Origin of the sequence: Xanthomonas sp. NCPPB 2922 (assembly GCF_041520885.1) — a bacterium.
In the GTDB taxonomy this organism is placed as follows: Bacteria; Pseudomonadota; Gammaproteobacteria; order Xanthomonadales; family Xanthomonadaceae; genus Xanthomonas; species Xanthomonas campestris.
Window position 1 is genome coordinate 51,557 of the sequence record NZ_JBGOFY010000018.1, and the last position, 16,379, is coordinate 67,935.

General features: G+C 68.2%; 15 protein-coding genes. 10 read left to right on the forward strand and 5 right to left on the reverse strand.

The features are described from left to right. Positions 1-84: 84 nt before the first annotated feature. Entirely contained in the window at positions 85-756 is a 672-nt protein-coding gene (locus ACD584_RS17410) for a methyltransferase (protein WP_011037565.1), read from the reverse strand. Between the two features lie 235 nt (positions 757-991). On the opposite strand from ACD584_RS17410, the gene ACD584_RS17415 reads away from it, so the two are divergent. The 3 genes from ACD584_RS17415 (at position 992) to ACD584_RS17425 (ending at position 3,792) form a co-directional block, all read left to right on the forward strand. Further along, entirely contained in the window at positions 992-1,324 is a 333-nt protein-coding gene (locus ACD584_RS17415) for an SMR family transporter (RefSeq protein ID WP_076036806.1), read from the forward strand. Between the two features lie 245 nt (positions 1,325-1,569). Continuing rightward, positions 1,570-3,192, forward strand: a complete 1,623-nt coding sequence (locus ACD584_RS17420; RefSeq protein WP_076036807.1) for a hybrid sensor histidine kinase/response regulator — start codon at positions 1,570-1,572, stop codon at positions 3,190-3,192. A 135-nt stretch (positions 3,193-3,327) separates the two neighbouring features. Further along, positions 3,328-3,792 carry a DUF6491 family protein gene (locus ACD584_RS17425; RefSeq protein ID WP_175611630.1) on the forward strand — a complete coding sequence of 155 codons (465 nt, stop codon included), beginning with the start codon at positions 3,328-3,330 and terminating at the stop codon, positions 3,790-3,792. A gap of 140 nt (positions 3,793-3,932) precedes the next feature. On the opposite strand, the gene ACD584_RS17430 is transcribed toward ACD584_RS17425, so the two are convergent. From ACD584_RS17430 to ACD584_RS17445, 4 genes are all read right to left on the reverse strand, one after another. After that, the gene (locus ACD584_RS17430; protein ID WP_011037561.1) at positions 3,933-4,211 is read right to left on the reverse strand and encodes an oxidative damage protection protein; all 279 of its coding nucleotides are present in this window, start codon (positions 4,209-4,211) and stop codon (positions 3,933-3,935) included. Between the two features lie 152 nt (positions 4,212-4,363). Continuing rightward, positions 4,364-5,434 carry an A/G-specific adenine glycosylase gene (gene mutY / locus ACD584_RS17435; RefSeq protein WP_076036808.1) on the reverse strand — a complete coding sequence of 357 codons (1,071 nt, stop codon included), beginning with the start codon at positions 5,432-5,434 and terminating at the stop codon, positions 4,364-4,366. 487 nt (positions 5,435-5,921) lie between these two features. Then, positions 5,922-7,526, reverse strand: a complete 1,605-nt coding sequence (ftsY, locus tag ACD584_RS17440) for a signal recognition particle-docking protein FtsY (protein ID WP_175611844.1) — start codon at positions 7,524-7,526, stop codon at positions 5,922-5,924. A 161-nt stretch (positions 7,527-7,687) separates the two neighbouring features. Next, the gene (locus ACD584_RS17445) at positions 7,688-8,404 is read right to left on the reverse strand and encodes an AraC family transcriptional regulator (RefSeq protein ID WP_011037558.1); all 717 of its coding nucleotides are present in this window, start codon (positions 8,402-8,404) and stop codon (positions 7,688-7,690) included. Between the two features lie 161 nt (positions 8,405-8,565). Here ACD584_RS17445 and ACD584_RS17450 point away from each other — a divergent pair, with 161 nt between their 5' ends. The 7 genes from ACD584_RS17450 to ACD584_RS17480 all read left to right on the forward strand — a co-directional run bounded on the left by ACD584_RS17450 (position 8,566) and on the right by ACD584_RS17480 (position 16,162). Continuing rightward, entirely contained in the window at positions 8,566-9,504 is a 939-nt protein-coding gene (locus tag ACD584_RS17450; RefSeq protein WP_076036810.1) for a proline racemase family protein, read from the forward strand. Beyond that, on the forward strand, positions 9,504-10,733 hold the full coding sequence (locus ACD584_RS17455) for an FAD-binding oxidoreductase (RefSeq protein WP_076036811.1): 1,230 nt from the start codon (positions 9,504-9,506) through the stop codon (positions 10,731-10,733). Before ACD584_RS17450 ends, ACD584_RS17455 begins: the two co-directional genes overlap by 1 nt. Beyond that, a complete protein-coding gene (locus ACD584_RS17460) occupies positions 10,730-10,975 on the forward strand; it encodes a 2Fe-2S iron-sulfur cluster-binding protein (RefSeq protein ID WP_075287654.1) in 246 nt (81 codons plus the stop codon). Before ACD584_RS17455 ends, ACD584_RS17460 begins: the two co-directional genes overlap by 4 nt. Then, complete coding sequence (locus ACD584_RS17465) at positions 10,968-12,281, forward strand: FAD/NAD(P)-binding oxidoreductase (protein ID WP_254843722.1); 1,314 nt, start codon at positions 10,968-10,970, stop codon at positions 12,279-12,281. Before ACD584_RS17460 ends, ACD584_RS17465 begins: the two co-directional genes overlap by 8 nt. Next, entirely contained in the window at positions 12,278-13,186 is a 909-nt protein-coding gene (locus ACD584_RS17470) for a dihydrodipicolinate synthase family protein (RefSeq protein WP_070690965.1), read from the forward strand. The genes ACD584_RS17465 and ACD584_RS17470 overlap by 4 nt, the downstream gene beginning before the upstream one ends. A gap of 184 nt (positions 13,187-13,370) precedes the next feature. Beyond that, positions 13,371-14,966, forward strand: a complete 1,596-nt coding sequence (locus ACD584_RS17475) for an aldehyde dehydrogenase family protein (protein WP_076036812.1) — start codon at positions 13,371-13,373, stop codon at positions 14,964-14,966. Next, positions 14,963-16,162 (forward strand): Xaa-Pro peptidase family protein, encoded by a 1,200-nt coding sequence (locus tag ACD584_RS17480; protein ID WP_076036813.1) that lies wholly within the window; start codon positions 14,963-14,965, stop codon positions 16,160-16,162. Before ACD584_RS17475 ends, ACD584_RS17480 begins: the two co-directional genes overlap by 4 nt. The last annotated feature ends 217 nt before the right edge of the window (positions 16,163-16,379 follow it).

Below are 16,379 nucleotides of genomic sequence, written 5' to 3' on the forward strand. Positions count from 1 at the left end.
ACGCGTTTGCTGCGTTATCTGCGCAGCGCCGGTGTGTGGCCAGCGCCTGCGCCGTGCGGCGAGCTCGCAGCGTGGTCGCGCGGCTCAGCCAGCCGGTTGCCGCGGCTCTGCGCCACGCCGGTAGACAAACAAGCGCGGCGCCTTGGCGACGTGCACCGAGGCCTGGCGTTCGCCGGCAATCAATGAAAAACCGATGTCGGCCAGCATGCGCGACAAGGTGTTCGCATTGCCGCGGCCCGGGTCGCTGATCACGATCTCGCAGGCCGGTTTGGCCAGGTCGGGAATCAGCTTGGCCAGCAAGGTGGCGTGGCGGGTTTCGTAGAGCACGTCGCTGGCGATGATCATGTCGAACTGGCCCATGTCCGCCGCGCCCGCGTCCCAGTCCAGGCGCCGGTACGGCACCGATTCCAGCGCATTGAGCGCAGCGTTGTAGGCCAGGAAGACTTCGGCCAGGGGGTGATGGTCGCTGGCCACGATGTCGGCGCCGCGGCGGCGCAACACCAGGCTAGCCAGCCCCAGGCCACAACCGAGTTCGAGAATGCGTTTGCCGGCCACCGGCCGGGTGGCCATCGCTTCGGCCAACAGCTGGCCGGCGGGCCAGACCTGGCCGAACAGGCTCCACTGCGCCGAGGAAATCCCCGCATCTGCGGCGGTCTGGTCGGGGTCTGCGTATTGCTGCTTGTCCGCCAACGCACGGATGCTGAAGGTGTGCTGCCCGAAGGTCAGCGCATGGATCTGGGTCTGATAGCCCGGCATGGTCGCGTCGCGTGATCGCCAGGCACGCAGGCCGGCGGAGAGAGAAGAGCGCGCAACGGCGCCAGAACGGCCGGACGAGACGCAGGAGCTGCGTGGTGCACGCGCATGCTACGGCAAACCCGACCGTGGCGCGTTAGCGCGCGCGGTGCGTGCGGGCAATGGCGCACAGCCCGGCGCTTGCGTGCAAGCTGGTGGCTGCCGTTGTGGTCGCGGCATTGAAGGCGTGGAGACGAGGATGAAGCACTGGGTGTTTCTGGCGATGGCAATCGTTGCGAAGGTGATGGCGACGGCGGCGCTCACATCCAGCGAAGGCTTCGCCCGGCGATGGCCGTCGCCGCTGACCGTGCTCGGCTATGCCGTGGCGTTCTATTGCCTGGCGGCGACGTTGCGGGTGATCCCGGTCGGCATCGCGTACGCGCTCTGTTCCGGAGCCGGCATCGTGCTGATCTCGCTGGTGGCCTGGCTGGTGCATGGCCAGCGGCTGGATCTGCCGGCCATGCTGGGCAGGGCGCTGATCGTGGCCGGTGCGGTGGTGATCAATGTGTTCTCGAAGATGGCGCCGCAGTAACGGCGCACGGCGGGGACACGCGTCGCCGCGCGCCGGGCAAGACCGGCAGTTTTTCCGCATCGCGGCAGTCCACACACTCCGCAGCGAGGGTGCCGGGCAGTCACCCGGGCGCAGCTGCGTTCGGCCGCAATCAAAGGTTGCATCGCGGTCATTTGCCGGTCTGGAAAGGCTCACGGATGTGATGGGGGCCTCACCGGGCTCGTCTAAACTAGCGCCACGGGAATGGCCCCGCGGAGAGCACGCACTTGAACGATCCCGGTTACGGAGAGCCACGGGCGCCATTGATTGGCGAATCGCAGACGCTTCCGGTCAGCAAGCATCGCTCGGACATCTTCTTTGCTGCGGTGGAAACCACGCGCATGCCGATGACGGTGACCGACCCCTACCTGCCGGATAACCCGATCGTGTTCGCCAACCGGGCCTTCCTGGAAATGACCGGATACGCTGCCGACGAAATCATTGGCAACAACTGCCGCTTCCTGCAGGGCCCGGAGACCGATCGCCAGGCCGTGGCCGATGTGCGTGACGCCATCGATAACCGCCGCGAATTCGCCACTGAAGTGCTGAATTACCGCAAGGACGGCTCGACATTCTGGAATGCGCTGTTCGTTTCTCCGGTCTTCGATGACACCGGCAAGCTGGTGTACTTCTTTGGCTCGCAGCTGGACGTCAGCCGCCGCCGTGATGCCGAAGATGCCCTGCGCCAGGCGCAGAAGATGGAAGCGCTGGGCCAGCTCACCGGCGGCATTGCACACGACTTCAATAACCTGCTGCAAGTGATGTCCGGGCATCTGGAATTCATCCAGATGATGGTCAGCAACGGCAACGGCAGCCCCGATCGCATCGCGGTCAGCGCGGAGCACGCCGCCGCGGCGGCGGCCAAGGCCGCGACCTTGACCCAACAGTTGCTGGCGTTTTCGCGTAAACAGAAATTGCGTGGCCGGGTGGTCAATCTCAACGGCCTGGTGTCGGGCATGAACAATATGGCCGAGCGCGCGCTGGGAGGCGGCATCAGCTTGCGTCAGGCGCTGGAAGAACGGCTGTGGAATTGCCAGATCGACACGACGCAGGCGGAAGTGGCGCTGTTGAACGTGCTGATCAACGCACGCGACGCCATGGCCAATGCCGAGCGCAAGGAAGTGATGGTGCAGACGCAGAACGTGGAGATCACCAGCCACGATCTGTCGATGTATCACCAGCTCGCGCCGGGCCGCTACGTGAGCATTGCGGTGACCGACAGCGGCTCGGGCATGCCGCCGGAAGTGGTGAGCCGGGTCATGGAACCGTTCTTCACCACCAAGGAAGAGGGGCAGGGCACCGGCCTGGGCTTGTCGATGGTGTATGGCTTCGTCAAGCAGTCCGGCGGCACCGTGCGCATCTACAGCGAAGTGGGCGAAGGCACCACGGTGCGGCTGTATTTCCCCGCCTCCAGCGATTACGAAAACGCGCTGCCGTCCACCAAGAACCGCGCCTTGGACAAGGGCGGCAACGAAACCATCCTGATCGTGGAAGACAAGGATGACGTGGCCGTGGTGGCCAAGATGTTCCTGGAAGGTGCCGGTTATCGCGCGCTGTCCGCGTCGAGCGGGCGCGAAGCGATCGAGGTGCTGGAGCAGCATCCGGAAGTGGACGCCTTGTTCACCGACCTGATCATGCCGGGCGGCATGAATGGCGTGGTGCTGGCACGCGAAGCACGGCGGATGCTGCCCAAGATCAAGGTATTGCTGACCACCGGCTATGCCGATGCCAGCATCCAGCGCACCGATGTGGGCGGCGCGGAGTTCGACGTGGTCAACAAGCCGTACACGCAGAAGGAATTGCTCAAGCGCATTCGCATGTTGCTGGATGGTCCCACCGGCGTTGGTTGAGTACGTGCAGGTGCCGGCGCGGCCTGGAGTACCTGGCAGTGGCCCATCCGTGAACGGGTGGCCAGGCACACGCGCACTTTCAACACGGCATGACATCCGGCGGGGCATGCTCAGGCGTCATTGCCGAGGTGTCCCATGCACAAATTCATTTGGGTGGTCATTGCGCTGCTGAGTCTGGTTGGCTGCGCCACCGGGCGCCTGTCTGACGAAGAGCGCCTGCAGCTGTACCGCGCCAACGCCGGTGCGCCGGTTCGCGATTTCCGCTATGGCAACAGTCTGGCCGGCTGGACCGCATTGGGCGGCAGCGCGTTGGCGGTGTGGACGCGCCCCAATCAGGCGTATTTGCTGGAACTACGCGCGAGCTGCAACGAGCTGGGGTATGCGCCGGCCATTGCGATCACGCAGCGCTTTGGTCAGGTGAGTGCGCGCTTCGACAATGTGATTGCGCTCGGTGGCCCGGGGATGATCCGTATTCCGTGCCGCATCGAGACGATTCGCCCGCTCGACGTCAAGGCGATCCGTGCCTCGGAGAAACAACTACGCGAGGCCAGGATGCAGGAGCGCACGGAGGCGGAAGCCGAACAGACTCCGCAGGAGTGAGCGTGGGCGCCTACTCCGGCGAGTCATGATGTCGGCCCGCTGGTCGGCGGCAGTGGCGATGCACCACAGCGCCTCAGCGCGAACATGTGGGCACTACCGGGTCGGACGCACGCTGCAGCCACATCAGCGCATTGCCGTGCTCACTCTTCACCCAGCGGATCGACATACCCTTCCGGCTTGTCGGCGTTGCGTTCGAACAGGAACTTCTGCAGTTCCGCCTCGAGGAAGGCGCGGTGCTTGGGGTCACGCGGCGAGAGCCGGTTTTCGTTGATCAGCATGGTCTGGTGCGCAAGCCAGGCCTGCCAGCCGGCCTTGCCAATCTGCGCGAAGATGCGTTGGCCGAGCTCGCCCGGATACGGCGCAAAATCCAGGCCTTCGGTGTCGCATTGCTGGTACTGGCAGAACACGGTGCGGGACATGCAAAGTTCCTTGTATGGGGCGCGCGTGGTGGGGGCGATGCAGGTGTGCAGGGCTCAACCAGCACACGGTGCGCTGGAGTGCCAGTGTAAGCCCGTGTTCTGTCAAAGCCGAGCCGCGGTTGCCTGCGCACGTGTTCTCGTGCGGCGCGCGTTTACAACGCGTCGAGCAATTTACGGATCGGCGCCGGCAGACCCAGCGTTGCAAGGTCTGCGTGTGCCACCCAGCGCAGGTCGTCGTTGTCGCGCAGCACCTGGCGCAGCGCGACCTTGCGCAGACGCAGTGGCTGCAAATGCAGGCGGTAGTGGCTGAAGGTGTGCACGATCATCGGCATTTCGTCGGCACGGTCGTAATCGCCATCGATATGCGCGGCGAACCACTCACGCAGGTCGCTGTCGGTTTCGGCTTGTGGCAGCGTCCACAGCGATGCCCAGATGCCGGTGGGTGGGCGGCGTTGCAGCAGGATCTCGTTGTGCGCGTTTTCCAGCAGCAGCGCGGTGGCCTCGCGCTCGGGCAATTGCTTGCCGGGCTTGGGCGTGGGCAGTGCCTCGACCAGGCCTTCGCGGCGCGCCACGCAGTCGTCCTGCAGCGGGCACACCATGCACGCTGGTCTGGCGCGCGTGCACAGCGTGGCGCCGAAATCCATCTGCGCCTGCGTGTAGTCGGCCAGGCGGCCGGCCGGCACGTGTGCGACATGGTTCGCCCCCAGCTGCCATAGCTGTTTTTCCACGACCGGCACGCCGGGATAGCCGGCAATGCCGTGGATGCGCGTGAGTACGCGTTTGACGTTGCCATCCATGATTGGAAAGCGGTCGTTCCAGGCCTGGCTGAGGATCGCGCCGGCGGTGCTGCGGCCGATGCCGGGCAGCGCCAGCAGCGCATCGAAATCGCGCGGCAACTCGCCTGCATGCAAGGCCACGCACTGCTTGGCGGCCGCATGCAGGTTGCGAGCACGCGCGTAGTAACCCAGCCCGGCCCAGTGCGCCATCACCGTGTCGTTGTCGGCGGCGGCCAGATCGGCCAGGGTCGGGAAGCTGGCGACGAACTTCTGGAAGTACGGGATCACCACCGCGACCTGGGTCTGCTGCAACATGATTTCCGACAACCACACCCGGTAGGGCGCGCGCGGATGCTGCCAGGGCAGGTCGTGCCGGCCGTGACCGTCGAACCAGTGCAGCAGACGGTCGACGAACGCATCGGTGGTGAGCGTGGCGGGTGCGGGCATGGGGTCTGCTGGCGTGGGAAGGCGAAGGGTCAAGGCGGTTGGTGTGAAGAAAAAGCGGGGTGGTGACTTCATCCCGCATGCCGCTGCGCGCTTCGTGCGAGCTGATACGCAATGCCACCATCGTGCAGTGTAGGCGTCGGTGGCTTGACCTCGGCACTCAGCAGCGCACCAAGGTGCGTGTTTGCTGCGTGGATAGGCATCGCGCCTTATGGCTAGCTGCACATCCGGCCGCCCTTGATGGCACTGCCACGCCGGTACTTTGTCGATCAGGCGCTGCAGGGTCGATCACGCGCTGCAGATGGCAAACCTGCGCTGCGCCAGAGGCGCATGCCTCAGCGCCTCCCGCTGCAACGGCTGAAGGTGGCCGCTGCAGCGCAATCCCGCAGCTGCCTGGCCAGTGCAGACGCAGCGCGGTGAATGCATCCGCGCAGCCATCTGGACCCCAGCGCCAGTGCTGCATGCATGCAGCACTGCAGCAGGCGTGGAATCAGCTGCCCAGCGCTTCTGGAAGCAGCGCATCGACAAACGCTTCCGGGTCGAATACGCGCAGGTCTTCCGGGCGCTCGCCGATACCGGCAAAACGGATCGGAATGCCGAACTCGCGGGCCAGCGCGAACACCACGCCGCCCTTGGCGGTGCCATCGAGCTTGGTCACCACCAGGCCGGTGACGCCGACGGCGGCGTGGAACTGGCGCAACTGCGAGATGGCGTTCTGGCCGGTGGTGCCGTCGATGACCATCAGCACTTCGTGGGGCGCGGCGGCATCGATCTTGCCGAGCACACGGCGGATCTTGCCCAGTTCGTTCATCAGCCCGGTCTGCGTGTGCAGGCGGCCAGCGGTATCGGCGATCAGCACCTCGGTGCCACGGGCCTTGGCGGCCTGCAGCGCGTCGAACGCCACCGAAGCGGCATCGGCGTTCTGTCCCTGCGCAATCACCGCTACGCCGTTGCGATCGCCCCAGGCCTGCAGCTGGGCCACCGCGGCGGCACGGAAGGTGTCGCCGGCGGCCAGCATCAGGCTGTGGCCGTCGTCCTTGAAGCGCTTGGCGAGCTTGCCGATGGTGGTGGTCTTGCCGACGCCGTTGACGCCGACGGTCAGCACCACGAACGGCTTGACCAAGCGGTCGATCACCAGCGGCTTGGAGACCGGCTGCAGCAGTGCGATGAGGTCGGCGCGCAAGGCCTTGAACATGGCCTGGGCATCGACGAACTCGCGCGACTTCATGCGCTTGCGCAGGCCTTCGACCAGCGCGGTGGTGGCGCCGATGCCGACGTCGGCGGTGATCAGCGCGGTCTCGATCTCGTCGAGCAGGTCGTCGTCGAGCTTGGGGTTACGGGAGAACAGGCCGCCAAAGCTGCGCGCAAAGGTGCTGTTGCGCAGGCGCTCGCGCCAGCCCGGCTTGCCGGCCGGCGCGGCAGGCAGGCTGTCGCGGGTGTCGATGCCGCTGTCCTGCACGAGGTGCGTGGGCGCAGCCACCGGTGTGGTGACCACGGGCGCTGCCGGAGCTGGCGCGTATGCGGCGGGCGGTGTCGCTGCGGGCACCGCAGGCGCGGCCGGTGCAGGCACCACGGGCGGTACCGCCACCTGCGGCGTGGCTACTTGCGCGGCTGGCGTGACTGCCGGGGTCGGCGCTTGCAGCGGTGCAGCAGGTGCGGCCTGTGGCAGGGGCTGTGGCGTAGGCACCACAACGACGGGCGTGGCGGTGGCAGGCGCGCTCGGCGCAACCGGATCCGGCAATGCCTGCAGCGCCGAGGGCGCAGCGGCTGGCGCCGGCGTGGGGGCGCTGGGCACCGCGGCAATGCTCTGCGCCTGCCCGGTGCGTGCGGCGATGTCCTGCGCCAGTTGTTCAGCGGGTGCGGCCGGCGCTGTTGGCGTTGGCGTTTCTGCAGCCGGCGTGCTGGGCGCTGCAACCGGCGCGACCGGTGTGGTCGGCGCGCTGGCAGGCGGTGTCCGGGCGGGCGCGGGCGGAGCGGCTGGCGTGGCAGCCGATGGCGCCGTGGGGAATGCGGCTGCCAGTTCTTCCAGGCTGTAGCGCGAGGTCCGCGAGCTGTCGGGCGTGGTTGGCTTGTTGCGACGGAAGAAGCTGGCCATTGGCAACGCAGTAGGGGAAACGCGGAATTCTACCATCCGGGCCCGGTTCGGCCCTTGACGCGTCCTTCAGCGCAGCCAGCGCCACGGGCTTCGCGGGCCAGCTGCAATCCTGCCGAATTCTGCATCTGCGGCGCACGCGGTCAAGGCGTATTGCCGCGGTCTTAGAGCTGGCCTTTCAGCGCCCGGTAGTCGCGCGGGGTCATGCCCACCGTGGCCTTGAATTGCCGCGCGAATGCGCTCTGGTCGGCAAAGCCGCAGCGCTGGCCGATGCTGGCAATGCTGTCGTCGCCGTACAGCAGGCGCATCGCCGATTCGATGCGCAACTTGGTCAGCAGTTGCTGCGGCGTCACCTGGAACACGCGGCGGAAATGCCGTTCCAGCTGCGCCACCGACAACCCGGCCAGGTCGGCCAGCGCCTGCACGCGCAGGTTGTCGCCGAAGTTGGCCTGCATGTGGTCCATCACCTGGCTCAGGCGCTCGTACGCCGAGTGACGGCTGTCCGGCTGACCAAGATCGCGCGAAATGCCGACCACGCCAATCACCTCGTCGCCTTCGCACAGCGGGCGCTTGAAGGTGAGGCACCAACCCGGCAGGCGATTGGGATACAGGTGCACTTCCAGCTGGTTGTCGATGAGCTCGCCACACAGCACGCGGCGGTCCTGCATCATGTAGCTGCCACCCAGCGGCAGCGGGAAGACCTCCAGCGGCGAGCGGCCGATGATCTCGCTGCGCAGCTTGCGCCCGAGCCGGCGCACCAGGGTGAGGTTGCAATGGGTGTAGCGGCCTTCGCCATCCTTGATGAAGAACACCACATCCGGCAGCGCGTCGAACAACGTCTGCATTTCCAGCGCGGGCAGGTTGAGGTCCATCGGAGTCATCGTGGCGGTCGCATTTGTCGGTCGCGCGAAAGGCGCGGCCCGACCCCGATCCTAGCGCAAACGCGCGGCTGTGAATCAGGTTGGCGATTGTGCGGATTTCCGCATTTGCGCCTCGCATTGCGCGCTAGTCGCCCGCGCGCCCTGGATGGGAGCATGGCGGCATGCACACCATCGACGTCATCGACTCACATACCGCAGGCGAACCGACCCGCGTGGTCCTGGCCGGCTTCCCCGACCTGGGCGATGGCGACCTGGCGCAGTGCCGCGAGCGCTTCCGCAGCGACTTCGACCACTGGCGCAGTGCCATTGCCTGCGAGCCGCGCGGCTCGGACACCATGGTCGGCGCCTTGTTGCTGCCGCCGCGCGACCCGAACGCCTGCACCGGGGTGATCTTCTTCAACAACGTCGGCTACCTGGGCATGTGCGGGCACGGCACCATCGGCGTGGTGCGCACGCTGGCCGAACTGGGCCGCATCGCGCCGGGGCAGCACCGCATCGAGACGCCGGTAGGCACGGTGGGCGTGGCGCTGGCCGACGACGGCACGGTGTCGATCGACAACGTCGAAAGCTACCGCCACGCCGCCGGCGTGGAAGTGGACGTGCCCGGGCATGGCCGCGTGCGCGGCGACGTGGCCTGGGGCGGCAATTGGTTCTTCATCACCGAGCAGGCGCCGTGCGCGTTGGGCCTGGCCCAGCAGCGCGAACTCACTGCCTACACCGAAGCGATCCGCCTGGCCCTGGAAGCGGCCGGCATCACCGGCGAGGCGGGTGGGGAGATCGACCATATCGAGATCAGCGGCGTGGCCCCGGACGGCAGCGGCGCGGCACGCAACTTCGTGCTGTGCCCCGGCCTGGCCTACGACCGCTCGCCGTGCGGCACCGGCACCAGTGCGAAGCTGGCCTGCCTGGCCGCCGACGGCAAGCTGGCCGAAGGCGAGCGCTGGCTGCAGCAAGGCATCCTGGGCAGTGCGTTCGAAGGCAGCTACCGGCACAGCGGGCGTGGCATTGCACCGCGCATCAGCGGGCATGCGTTCATCACCGCGCGGTCGCAACTGCTGATCGACCCGGCCGACCCGTTCGCCTGGGGCATCGTGGCCTGATGCAGCCGCCACCGCGCGCGCAGGGCGGTACCGGCGCAGCGCCTGCTGCGGCGACTGCCGTGCCCGAAGCCGCGCAGCCGTTACATAGCGACACGCACGCCACCGCCGCTTCAACGCGCCGCAGCTACGACCTGATCGTGGTCGGCGCCGGCATCGTTGGCGCGGCCTGCGCGGAGGCCGCCGCCGCCGAGGGCTTGCGCGTGGCGATCGTGGAACCGGGGCCGATCGGCGGTGGCTCCACCGCCGCGGCGATGGGGCACCTGGTGGCGATGGACGACGACCCCGCCGAGCTGGCCTTGTCGGCCTATTCGCTGCGTCTTTGGGAGCGGTTTGCCGAGTTGAGCGAGGCCGAATTCAGCCGGTGCGGCACGCTGTGGGTGGCCCGCGATGCGCGCGAACTGGCGGCAGTGCCGGCCAAGATTGCGCGGCTGGCCGCCGCCGACCTGCGTGCCGAAGCGATCGATGCCACGCAGCTCTATGCGCTGGAGCCACAACTGGTGCCCGGCCTGGCCGGTGGCATGCGCGTGCCTGACGAGGCAGTGGTGTATCCGCCGCGGGTGGCGCGGCATCTGGTGAGCCTGGCTTGCACGGCAGGCGCGCATTTGTTTGCCGGCCGCAAGGTCGAGCAGCTGCAGGCGGGCGGCGTGCGTCTGGACGATGCGCAGGTGCTGGCCGGCCCGGTGCTGGTCGCCAGCGGCGTCGCCTTGCCCGCCTTGTTGCCCGAACTGGCGCTGCGCCCGCGCAAGGGCCATCTGGTGATCACCGACCGCCATCCGGGCTTGATCCGGCATCAGTTGCTGGAGCTGGGCTATGCGGATTCCGCACATGGCGCCGACGACAGCAGTGTGGCCTTCAATGTGCAACCGCGGCCGACCGGGCAGATCCTGATCGGCTCCTCGCGCCAATACGGCGAGGACGACCGCACGCTGTCGATGCCGATCCTGCAGCAGATGCTGCAACGCGCCTTCGCGTATCTGCCGGTATTGCGCGAGCTGCAGGCGATCCGGGTGTGGACCGGCTTGCGCCCGGCCACCCCGGATGGCCGGCCGTATCTGGGGCCGGTGCCGGGCCGGCGCGATGTGTGGGTAGCGGCCGGCCACGAGGGCTTGGGGGTCACCACGGCGCTGGGGAGCGCACGGGTGATCGTGGACAGCCTGCTCGGGCGCACACCGGCGATCGACCCGGCGCCCTATGCGCCCGCGCGCGCGGTACAGGGCGTGGCGGCATGAGCGGCACGGTGCGCCTGCATGTGGATGCGCAGCCGGTGGAGGTGCCGCTGGGCGCCAGTGTTGCGGCCGCCGTGGCGCAGGCAACGTTGCAGTTTCGCCAGTCGGCGAGCGGTCAGCCGCGCGCACCGTTGTGCGGCATGGGCGTGTGCTTCGAGTGCCGGGTGCGCATCGACGGCATTGGCCAGCAACGTGCGTGCATGGTGGACGCGCGCGATGGCATGCAGGTGCGCACTGATGGCTGAGCGCGTGCGCCATTTCGATGTATTGGTGATCGGCGCCGGCCCGGCCGGGCTGGCGGCGGCACGGGCGGCCGCCAGCCACGGCGTGCAGGTGGGCGTGGTGGATGCGCAGCCGCGCGCAGGCGGGCAGGTGTGGCGCAGCGACGTGCAGCACGGTGCGCCGGCCGATGCACGCACGCTGCTGGCGCAGGTGGCCGGCGATGCCGCGATCACGCTGGTCACCGGGCTGCAGATCGTGCTGGCGCAACCGGGCTGGCTGTTGGCCGATGGCGCGCAGGGCAGCGTGCAACTGCATTACGCCGCGCTGGTGCTGGCCACCGGCGCGCGGGAACTGATGCTGCCGTTCCCCGGCTGGACGCTGCCCGGCGTGACCGGCGCCGGTGCCGCGCAAGCGCTGACCAAGCAAGGCTGGCCGGTGCGCGGCAAGCGTGTGCTGGTGGCCGGCAGCGGGCCGTTGTTGCTGGCCAGCGCGGCCACCTTGCAGCGGCACGGCGCGCAGGTGCTGGGCATTCACGAACAAGCCAGCGCGGCGGCGCTGCGCGGCTTCGCGCTGCAGTTGTGGCACTGGCCGGGCAAGGCCGCGCAGGCGGTGGCACTGCGTCTGCAGTTGCATGCGGTGGCGTACCGCAGCGGCAGCGTGGTGGTTGCGGCACATGGCGATAGCCAACTGCGCGAAGTCGAGATCGACGGCCTTGCCGGGCGCAGCCGCATGGCCTGCGATCAGCTCGCAGTGGGGTACGGGCTGGTGCCCAATGTCGAACTGGCGCAGTTGCTGGGCTGCCAGCTGGAGCCGTGCGGTGCGCACCAGCAGGTGCAGGTGGACGCGTTGCTGCGCACCAGCGTGGCGCAGGTGTTTGCCGCTGGCGAAGCCTGCGGGATCGGCGGGCGTGAGTGCGCGTTGATCGAAGGTGCGATGGCCGGGCACATGGCCGCCGACGTGCCGGACGCAGCGCAGCACCTGCAACCGCAACGGCTCAAGGCGCGTGCCTTCGCCGCCCTGTTGCAGCAGCACTTCGCGCTTGATCCGCGCATTCGCCGCCTGGCCCAACCGGACACGCTGGTGTGCCGCTGCGAAGACGTGCCGCTGGGCGCGCTGGACCCGTTCAACGATGCACGCGATGCGAAGTTGGCCTCGCGCTGCGGCATGGGCGCCTGCCAGGGCCGCATCTGCGGCAGCGCGCTGGCCGAACTGGGCCGCTGCCTGCCCGCACTTTCCACCGACGCCGGCCGCCGGCCGCCGTTGTTCCCGGTCCGCCTCGCGGCGCTGGCCGACTCCTTCACTTCCGACTCGCAAGGGAATCATCCATGAGCATTGCTGCGTTCTGGCACGGCGTGTTGCCGGCCATCACCACCCCGTTCACCGCCAACGGCGACATCGACCACGACTTCCTGGGCAAGCACGCCAATCAACTGGTGGACGCCGGCTGCACCGCGATCGTGCCGCTGGGCTCGCTGGGCGAAGCCGCCACCTTGAGCGTGGACGACAAGCTCGCCATCCTCAAGACGCTGGTGACGGCCTTGAACGGCCGCGTGCCGGTGGTGCCGGGCATCGCCAGCCTGGCCACGGGCGAGGCGGTGGCGCTGGCAAAGGCGGCAAAGGAACTGGGCTGCGGCGGGCTGATGGTGTTGCCGCCGTACGTGTATTCCACCGACTGGCGCGAGATGGGCGCGCATGTGCGTGCGGTGATCGCGGCCACCGATCTGCCGGTGATCCTCTACAACAACCCGGTGGCCTACAAGACCGATTTCGGCCCGGCACAGATCGCCGAGCTGGCGGCCGAATTCCCCAATCTGCAGGCAGTAAAGGAATCTTCCGGCGATGTGCGCCGCTTCGCCGCGCTGCAGGAATTGCTGGGCGATCGCCTGGCGCTGCTGGTCGGCATGGACGATGCCATCGTCGAAGGCCTGAGCATGGGCGCCAAGGGCTGGATCGCCGGCCTGGTCAATGCTTATCCGAAGGAGTCGGTACGCCTGTTCGAGCTGGCGCGCGACGGCGGCTACCCCGCAGCCAAGGAGCTGTACGACTGGTTCCTGCCGCTGCTGCGCCTGGACACGGTGCCCAAGTTCGTGCAGCTGATCAAACTGGTGCAGGAAAAGGTGGGCCTGGGCAGCGAACGTGTCCGTGCGCCACGCCTGGTGGTGGACGGTGCCGAGCGCGAGGCAGCGCTGAAGGTGATCGACCACGCCATCGCCACCGCGCCCAGCCTGCACTGAGCACGCGCCGCTGCCGTCGCGCGGCCCTGTTTGACGCAGCCGCCGTGCGTGCTGCGTTGCATGAGCCGGTAACGGTAGTGGTCCATGGATCAAACGGGTGGCACGTCGCAGGCGCGTTACCCTCATCCGCTGTTCGATCGCCCGTGCTGCGTGCGGGCGATTCCACGCAACCGAAGGTGCTGCGATGACCCAGACTCTCCAACCCGTGCTGCTGGCCGGCCAATGGCAAGCCAGCCGCGATGCCGCCGGCAGTTTTCGCGCTGCCGACCCCACCACCGGCGAGGCGATCGGGCCGCAGTTCCCGGTCAGCGGTGCCGACGATATCGACACCGCCGTTGCCGCGGCGCACGCGGTGGCTGCCGAACTTGCCGCCGCACCGGCCGAACGGATCGCTGCGTTTCTGGACGCCTACGCGGATGCGCTGGACGCCGATGCCGACACGCTGGTGGCGCTGGCCCATGCCGAAACCGCCCTGCCGGCGCCCACGCGTTTGCGCGGCAACGAACTGCCGCGTACCAGCGGGCAGCTACGCCAGGCCGCCCAGGCGGTGCGCAGCTATAGCTGGACGCACCCCATCATCGATACCGCTGCCGATCTGCGCTCGCATCTGGCGCCGCTGGGCAAGCCGGTGCTGGTGTTCGGGCCGAATAACTTTCCGTTTGCGTTCAACGCGATTGCTGGCAGCGACTTCGCCTCGGCGATTGCAGCGCGCAACCCGGTGATCGCCAAGGCGCATCCGCTGCATCCGGCCACCAGCCAGCGCATGGCCGAGTTGGCGCATCAGGCGCTGTTGACTGCCGGGCTGCCGGCCGCGGCGGTGCAGTTGCTGTATCACTTCGACAACGCGCTTGGCCTACGCCTGGCCGGCGATGCACGGCTGGGTGCGATTGGTTTCACCGGCAGCCGTGCCGGTGGCCTGGCGCTGAAGGCCGCCGCCGATGCCGCCGGTGTGCCGTTCTACGCCGAGTTGTCCAGCGTCAACCCGGTGTTCCTGCTGCCCGGCGCGGTGGCCGAACGCGGCGCCGCACTGGCACAGGAATTCTTCGCCTCGTGCACGCTGGGCAGCGGCCAGTTCTGCACCAATCCCGGCGTGCTGGTGGTGCCACACGGCGAGGCGGGCGATGCACTGGTGGCCGCGGCCACCGCGCACTTTGCCGGCGCCGCACCGATGGTGCTGTTTTCGCAAGGCGGCGTGGATGGCGTGCATCGCGGCGTGGAGACCTTGCGCGCGGCCGGTGCCCAGGTGCTGGCCGGGGCAGCGGCGGGCGAGGGCGGCTACCGCTATGCGCCAACCCTGCTCAGCGTGGAAGCAGACGCCTTCATCGCCGCGCCGCACGCGCTGCAGACCGAAGCCTTTGGCCCGGTGAGCCTGCTGGTGCGCACCCGCGACAGCGCCCAGATGGCGCAGGTGGCCGCCGCATTCGAAGGCAACCTCACCGGCACGCTGTACCGCGCCAGCGATGGCAGTGACGATGCCGCCTGGCAACAGATCGCGCCGGTGCTGCGCGCACGCGTGGGCCGGTTGATCAACAGCAAGATGCCGACCGGCGTGGCGGTGAGTGCCGCGCAGAATCATGGTGGGCCGTTCCCCAGCACCGGGCATCCGGGCTTCACCGCGGTGGGCATGCCGGGTGCAATCCGCCGGTTTGCCGCCTTGCACAGCTATGACGCCGTGCCGGATGCGCTGCTGCCGGTGGAGCTGCGCCAGCGCAGCCCGGGCGGTGTGGCGCGCCTGGTGGATGGGCAGTGGAGCAGCGCCGACCTCGGGGCGCATGCATGAGCAAGCAGATCGGCGGGATGTCGCTGGACCAGGCCCGTGCGCAGCTGGCGCCGTGGACGCAGCGGGCAGCGCCGATCGGCGCAGACGAATACCAGCAGCGTATCGAGCGCGCACGCGTGCTGATGCGCGCGCAGGGCGTGGATGCCTTGCTGATCGGCGCGGGCACCTCGTTGCGCTATTTCAGCGGCGTGCCGTGGGGCGCCAGCGAGCGGCTGGTGGCGCTGTTGCTCACCAGCGATGGCGACCCGGTGCTGATCTGCCCGGCCTTTGAAGAAGGCTCGCTGGACGCGGTGCTGCAACTCCCGGTGCGCAAGCGCCTGTGGGAAGAGCACGAAGACCCGTATGCGCTGGTGGTGCAGGCCATGGATGAGCAGCATGCGCATGCCTTGGCGCTGGACCCGGGCATCGCCTTCGCGGTGCACACCGGTTTGCGCGCGCACCTGGGCACCGCGATCCGCGATGCCGGCGCCATCATCGATGGCTGCCGCATGTGTAAATCGCCGGCGGAGCTGGCGTTGATGCAGCAGGCCTGCGACATGACGCTACTGGTGCAGCGGCTGGCCGCCGGAATTGCGCACGAAGGCATCGGCACCGACCAACTGGTGCGCTTCATCGACGAAGCGCACCGCGCGCTGGGTGCCGACAACGGCTCCACTTTTTGCATCGTGCAGTTCGGGCATGCCACCGCGTTTCCGCATGGCATCCCCGGCGTGCAGCATCTGCGGGCCGGCGAGCTGGTGTTGATCGATACCGGCTGCACCGTGCAGGGCTACCACTCCGACATTACCCGCACCTGGATCTACGGCACGCCCAGCGACGCGCAACAGCGCATCTGGGAGCTGGAACTGGCCGCGCAGGCGGCCGCGTTTGCCGCGGTGCGCCCAGGCGTGGCGTGCGAGGCGGTTGACCAGGCGGCGCGCGAGGTGTTGCAGGCGGCCGGGTTGGGGCCGGATTACCGCTTGCCCGGGTTGCCGCACCGCACCGGCCATGGCTGCGGCCTGGCGATCCACGAGGCACCGTATCTGGTGCGCGGCAATCGCCAGCCATTGCAGCCGGGCATGTGCGCCAGCAATGAACCGATGATCGTGGTGCCGGGTGCGTTCGGTGTGCGCCTGGAAGACCATTTCTATGTCACCGACACCGGCGCGCAGTGGTTCACGCCGCCGTCGGTGGCGATCGATCAACCGTTTGCATGAGCCAGCACACGCGCGCAGTGCGCTGGTGCGGTGACCGGCATGGTGAGGTCGATCTCGTCGGAGCGCGCTTGCGCGCGATTGGGCGTTACCGGGAGAGCTTCATCGCGCGCAAGCGCGCTCCTACGGTGCCGGTGGGTCGCGTTTCCTGGAGTGGATGCATGAACGTGTTGCGCCCTGTTGTTGTCAGCCTGCTTGCCGCTGCGCTGTTCACCTTGCA

Coding starts and splice junctions, on each gene's coding strand:
- ACD584_RS17410 (WP_011037565.1), bottom strand. CDS start 756: ATGCCGGGCTATCAGACCCAGATCCATGCGCTGACCTTCGGGCAGCAC.
- ACD584_RS17415 (WP_076036806.1), top strand. CDS start 992: ATGAAGCACTGGGTGTTTCTGGCGATGGCAATCGTTGCGAAGGTGATG.
- ACD584_RS17425 (WP_175611630.1), top strand. CDS start 3,328: ATGCACAAATTCATTTGGGTGGTCATTGCGCTGCTGAGTCTGGTTGGC.
- ACD584_RS17430 (WP_011037561.1), bottom strand. CDS start 4,211: ATGTCCCGCACCGTGTTCTGCCAGTACCAGCAATGCGACACCGAAGGC.
- mutY (WP_076036808.1), bottom strand. CDS start 5,434: ATGCCCGCACCCGCCACGCTCACCACCGATGCGTTCGTCGACCGTCTG.
- ftsY (WP_175611844.1), bottom strand. CDS start 7,526: ATGGCCAGCTTCTTCCGTCGCAACAAGCCAACCACGCCCGACAGCTCG.
- ACD584_RS17445 (WP_011037558.1), bottom strand. CDS start 8,404: ATGACTCCGATGGACCTCAACCTGCCCGCGCTGGAAATGCAGACGTTG.
- ACD584_RS17450 (WP_076036810.1), top strand. CDS start 8,566: ATGCACACCATCGACGTCATCGACTCACATACCGCAGGCGAACCGACC.
- ACD584_RS17455 (WP_076036811.1), top strand. CDS start 9,504: ATGCAGCCGCCACCGCGCGCGCAGGGCGGTACCGGCGCAGCGCCTGCT.
- ACD584_RS17460 (WP_075287654.1), top strand. CDS start 10,730: ATGAGCGGCACGGTGCGCCTGCATGTGGATGCGCAGCCGGTGGAGGTG.
- ACD584_RS17465 (WP_254843722.1), top strand. CDS start 10,968: ATGGCTGAGCGCGTGCGCCATTTCGATGTATTGGTGATCGGCGCCGGC.
- ACD584_RS17470 (WP_070690965.1), top strand. CDS start 12,278: ATGAGCATTGCTGCGTTCTGGCACGGCGTGTTGCCGGCCATCACCACC.
- ACD584_RS17475 (WP_076036812.1), top strand. CDS start 13,371: ATGACCCAGACTCTCCAACCCGTGCTGCTGGCCGGCCAATGGCAAGCC.
- ACD584_RS17480 (WP_076036813.1), top strand. CDS start 14,963: ATGAGCAAGCAGATCGGCGGGATGTCGCTGGACCAGGCCCGTGCGCAG.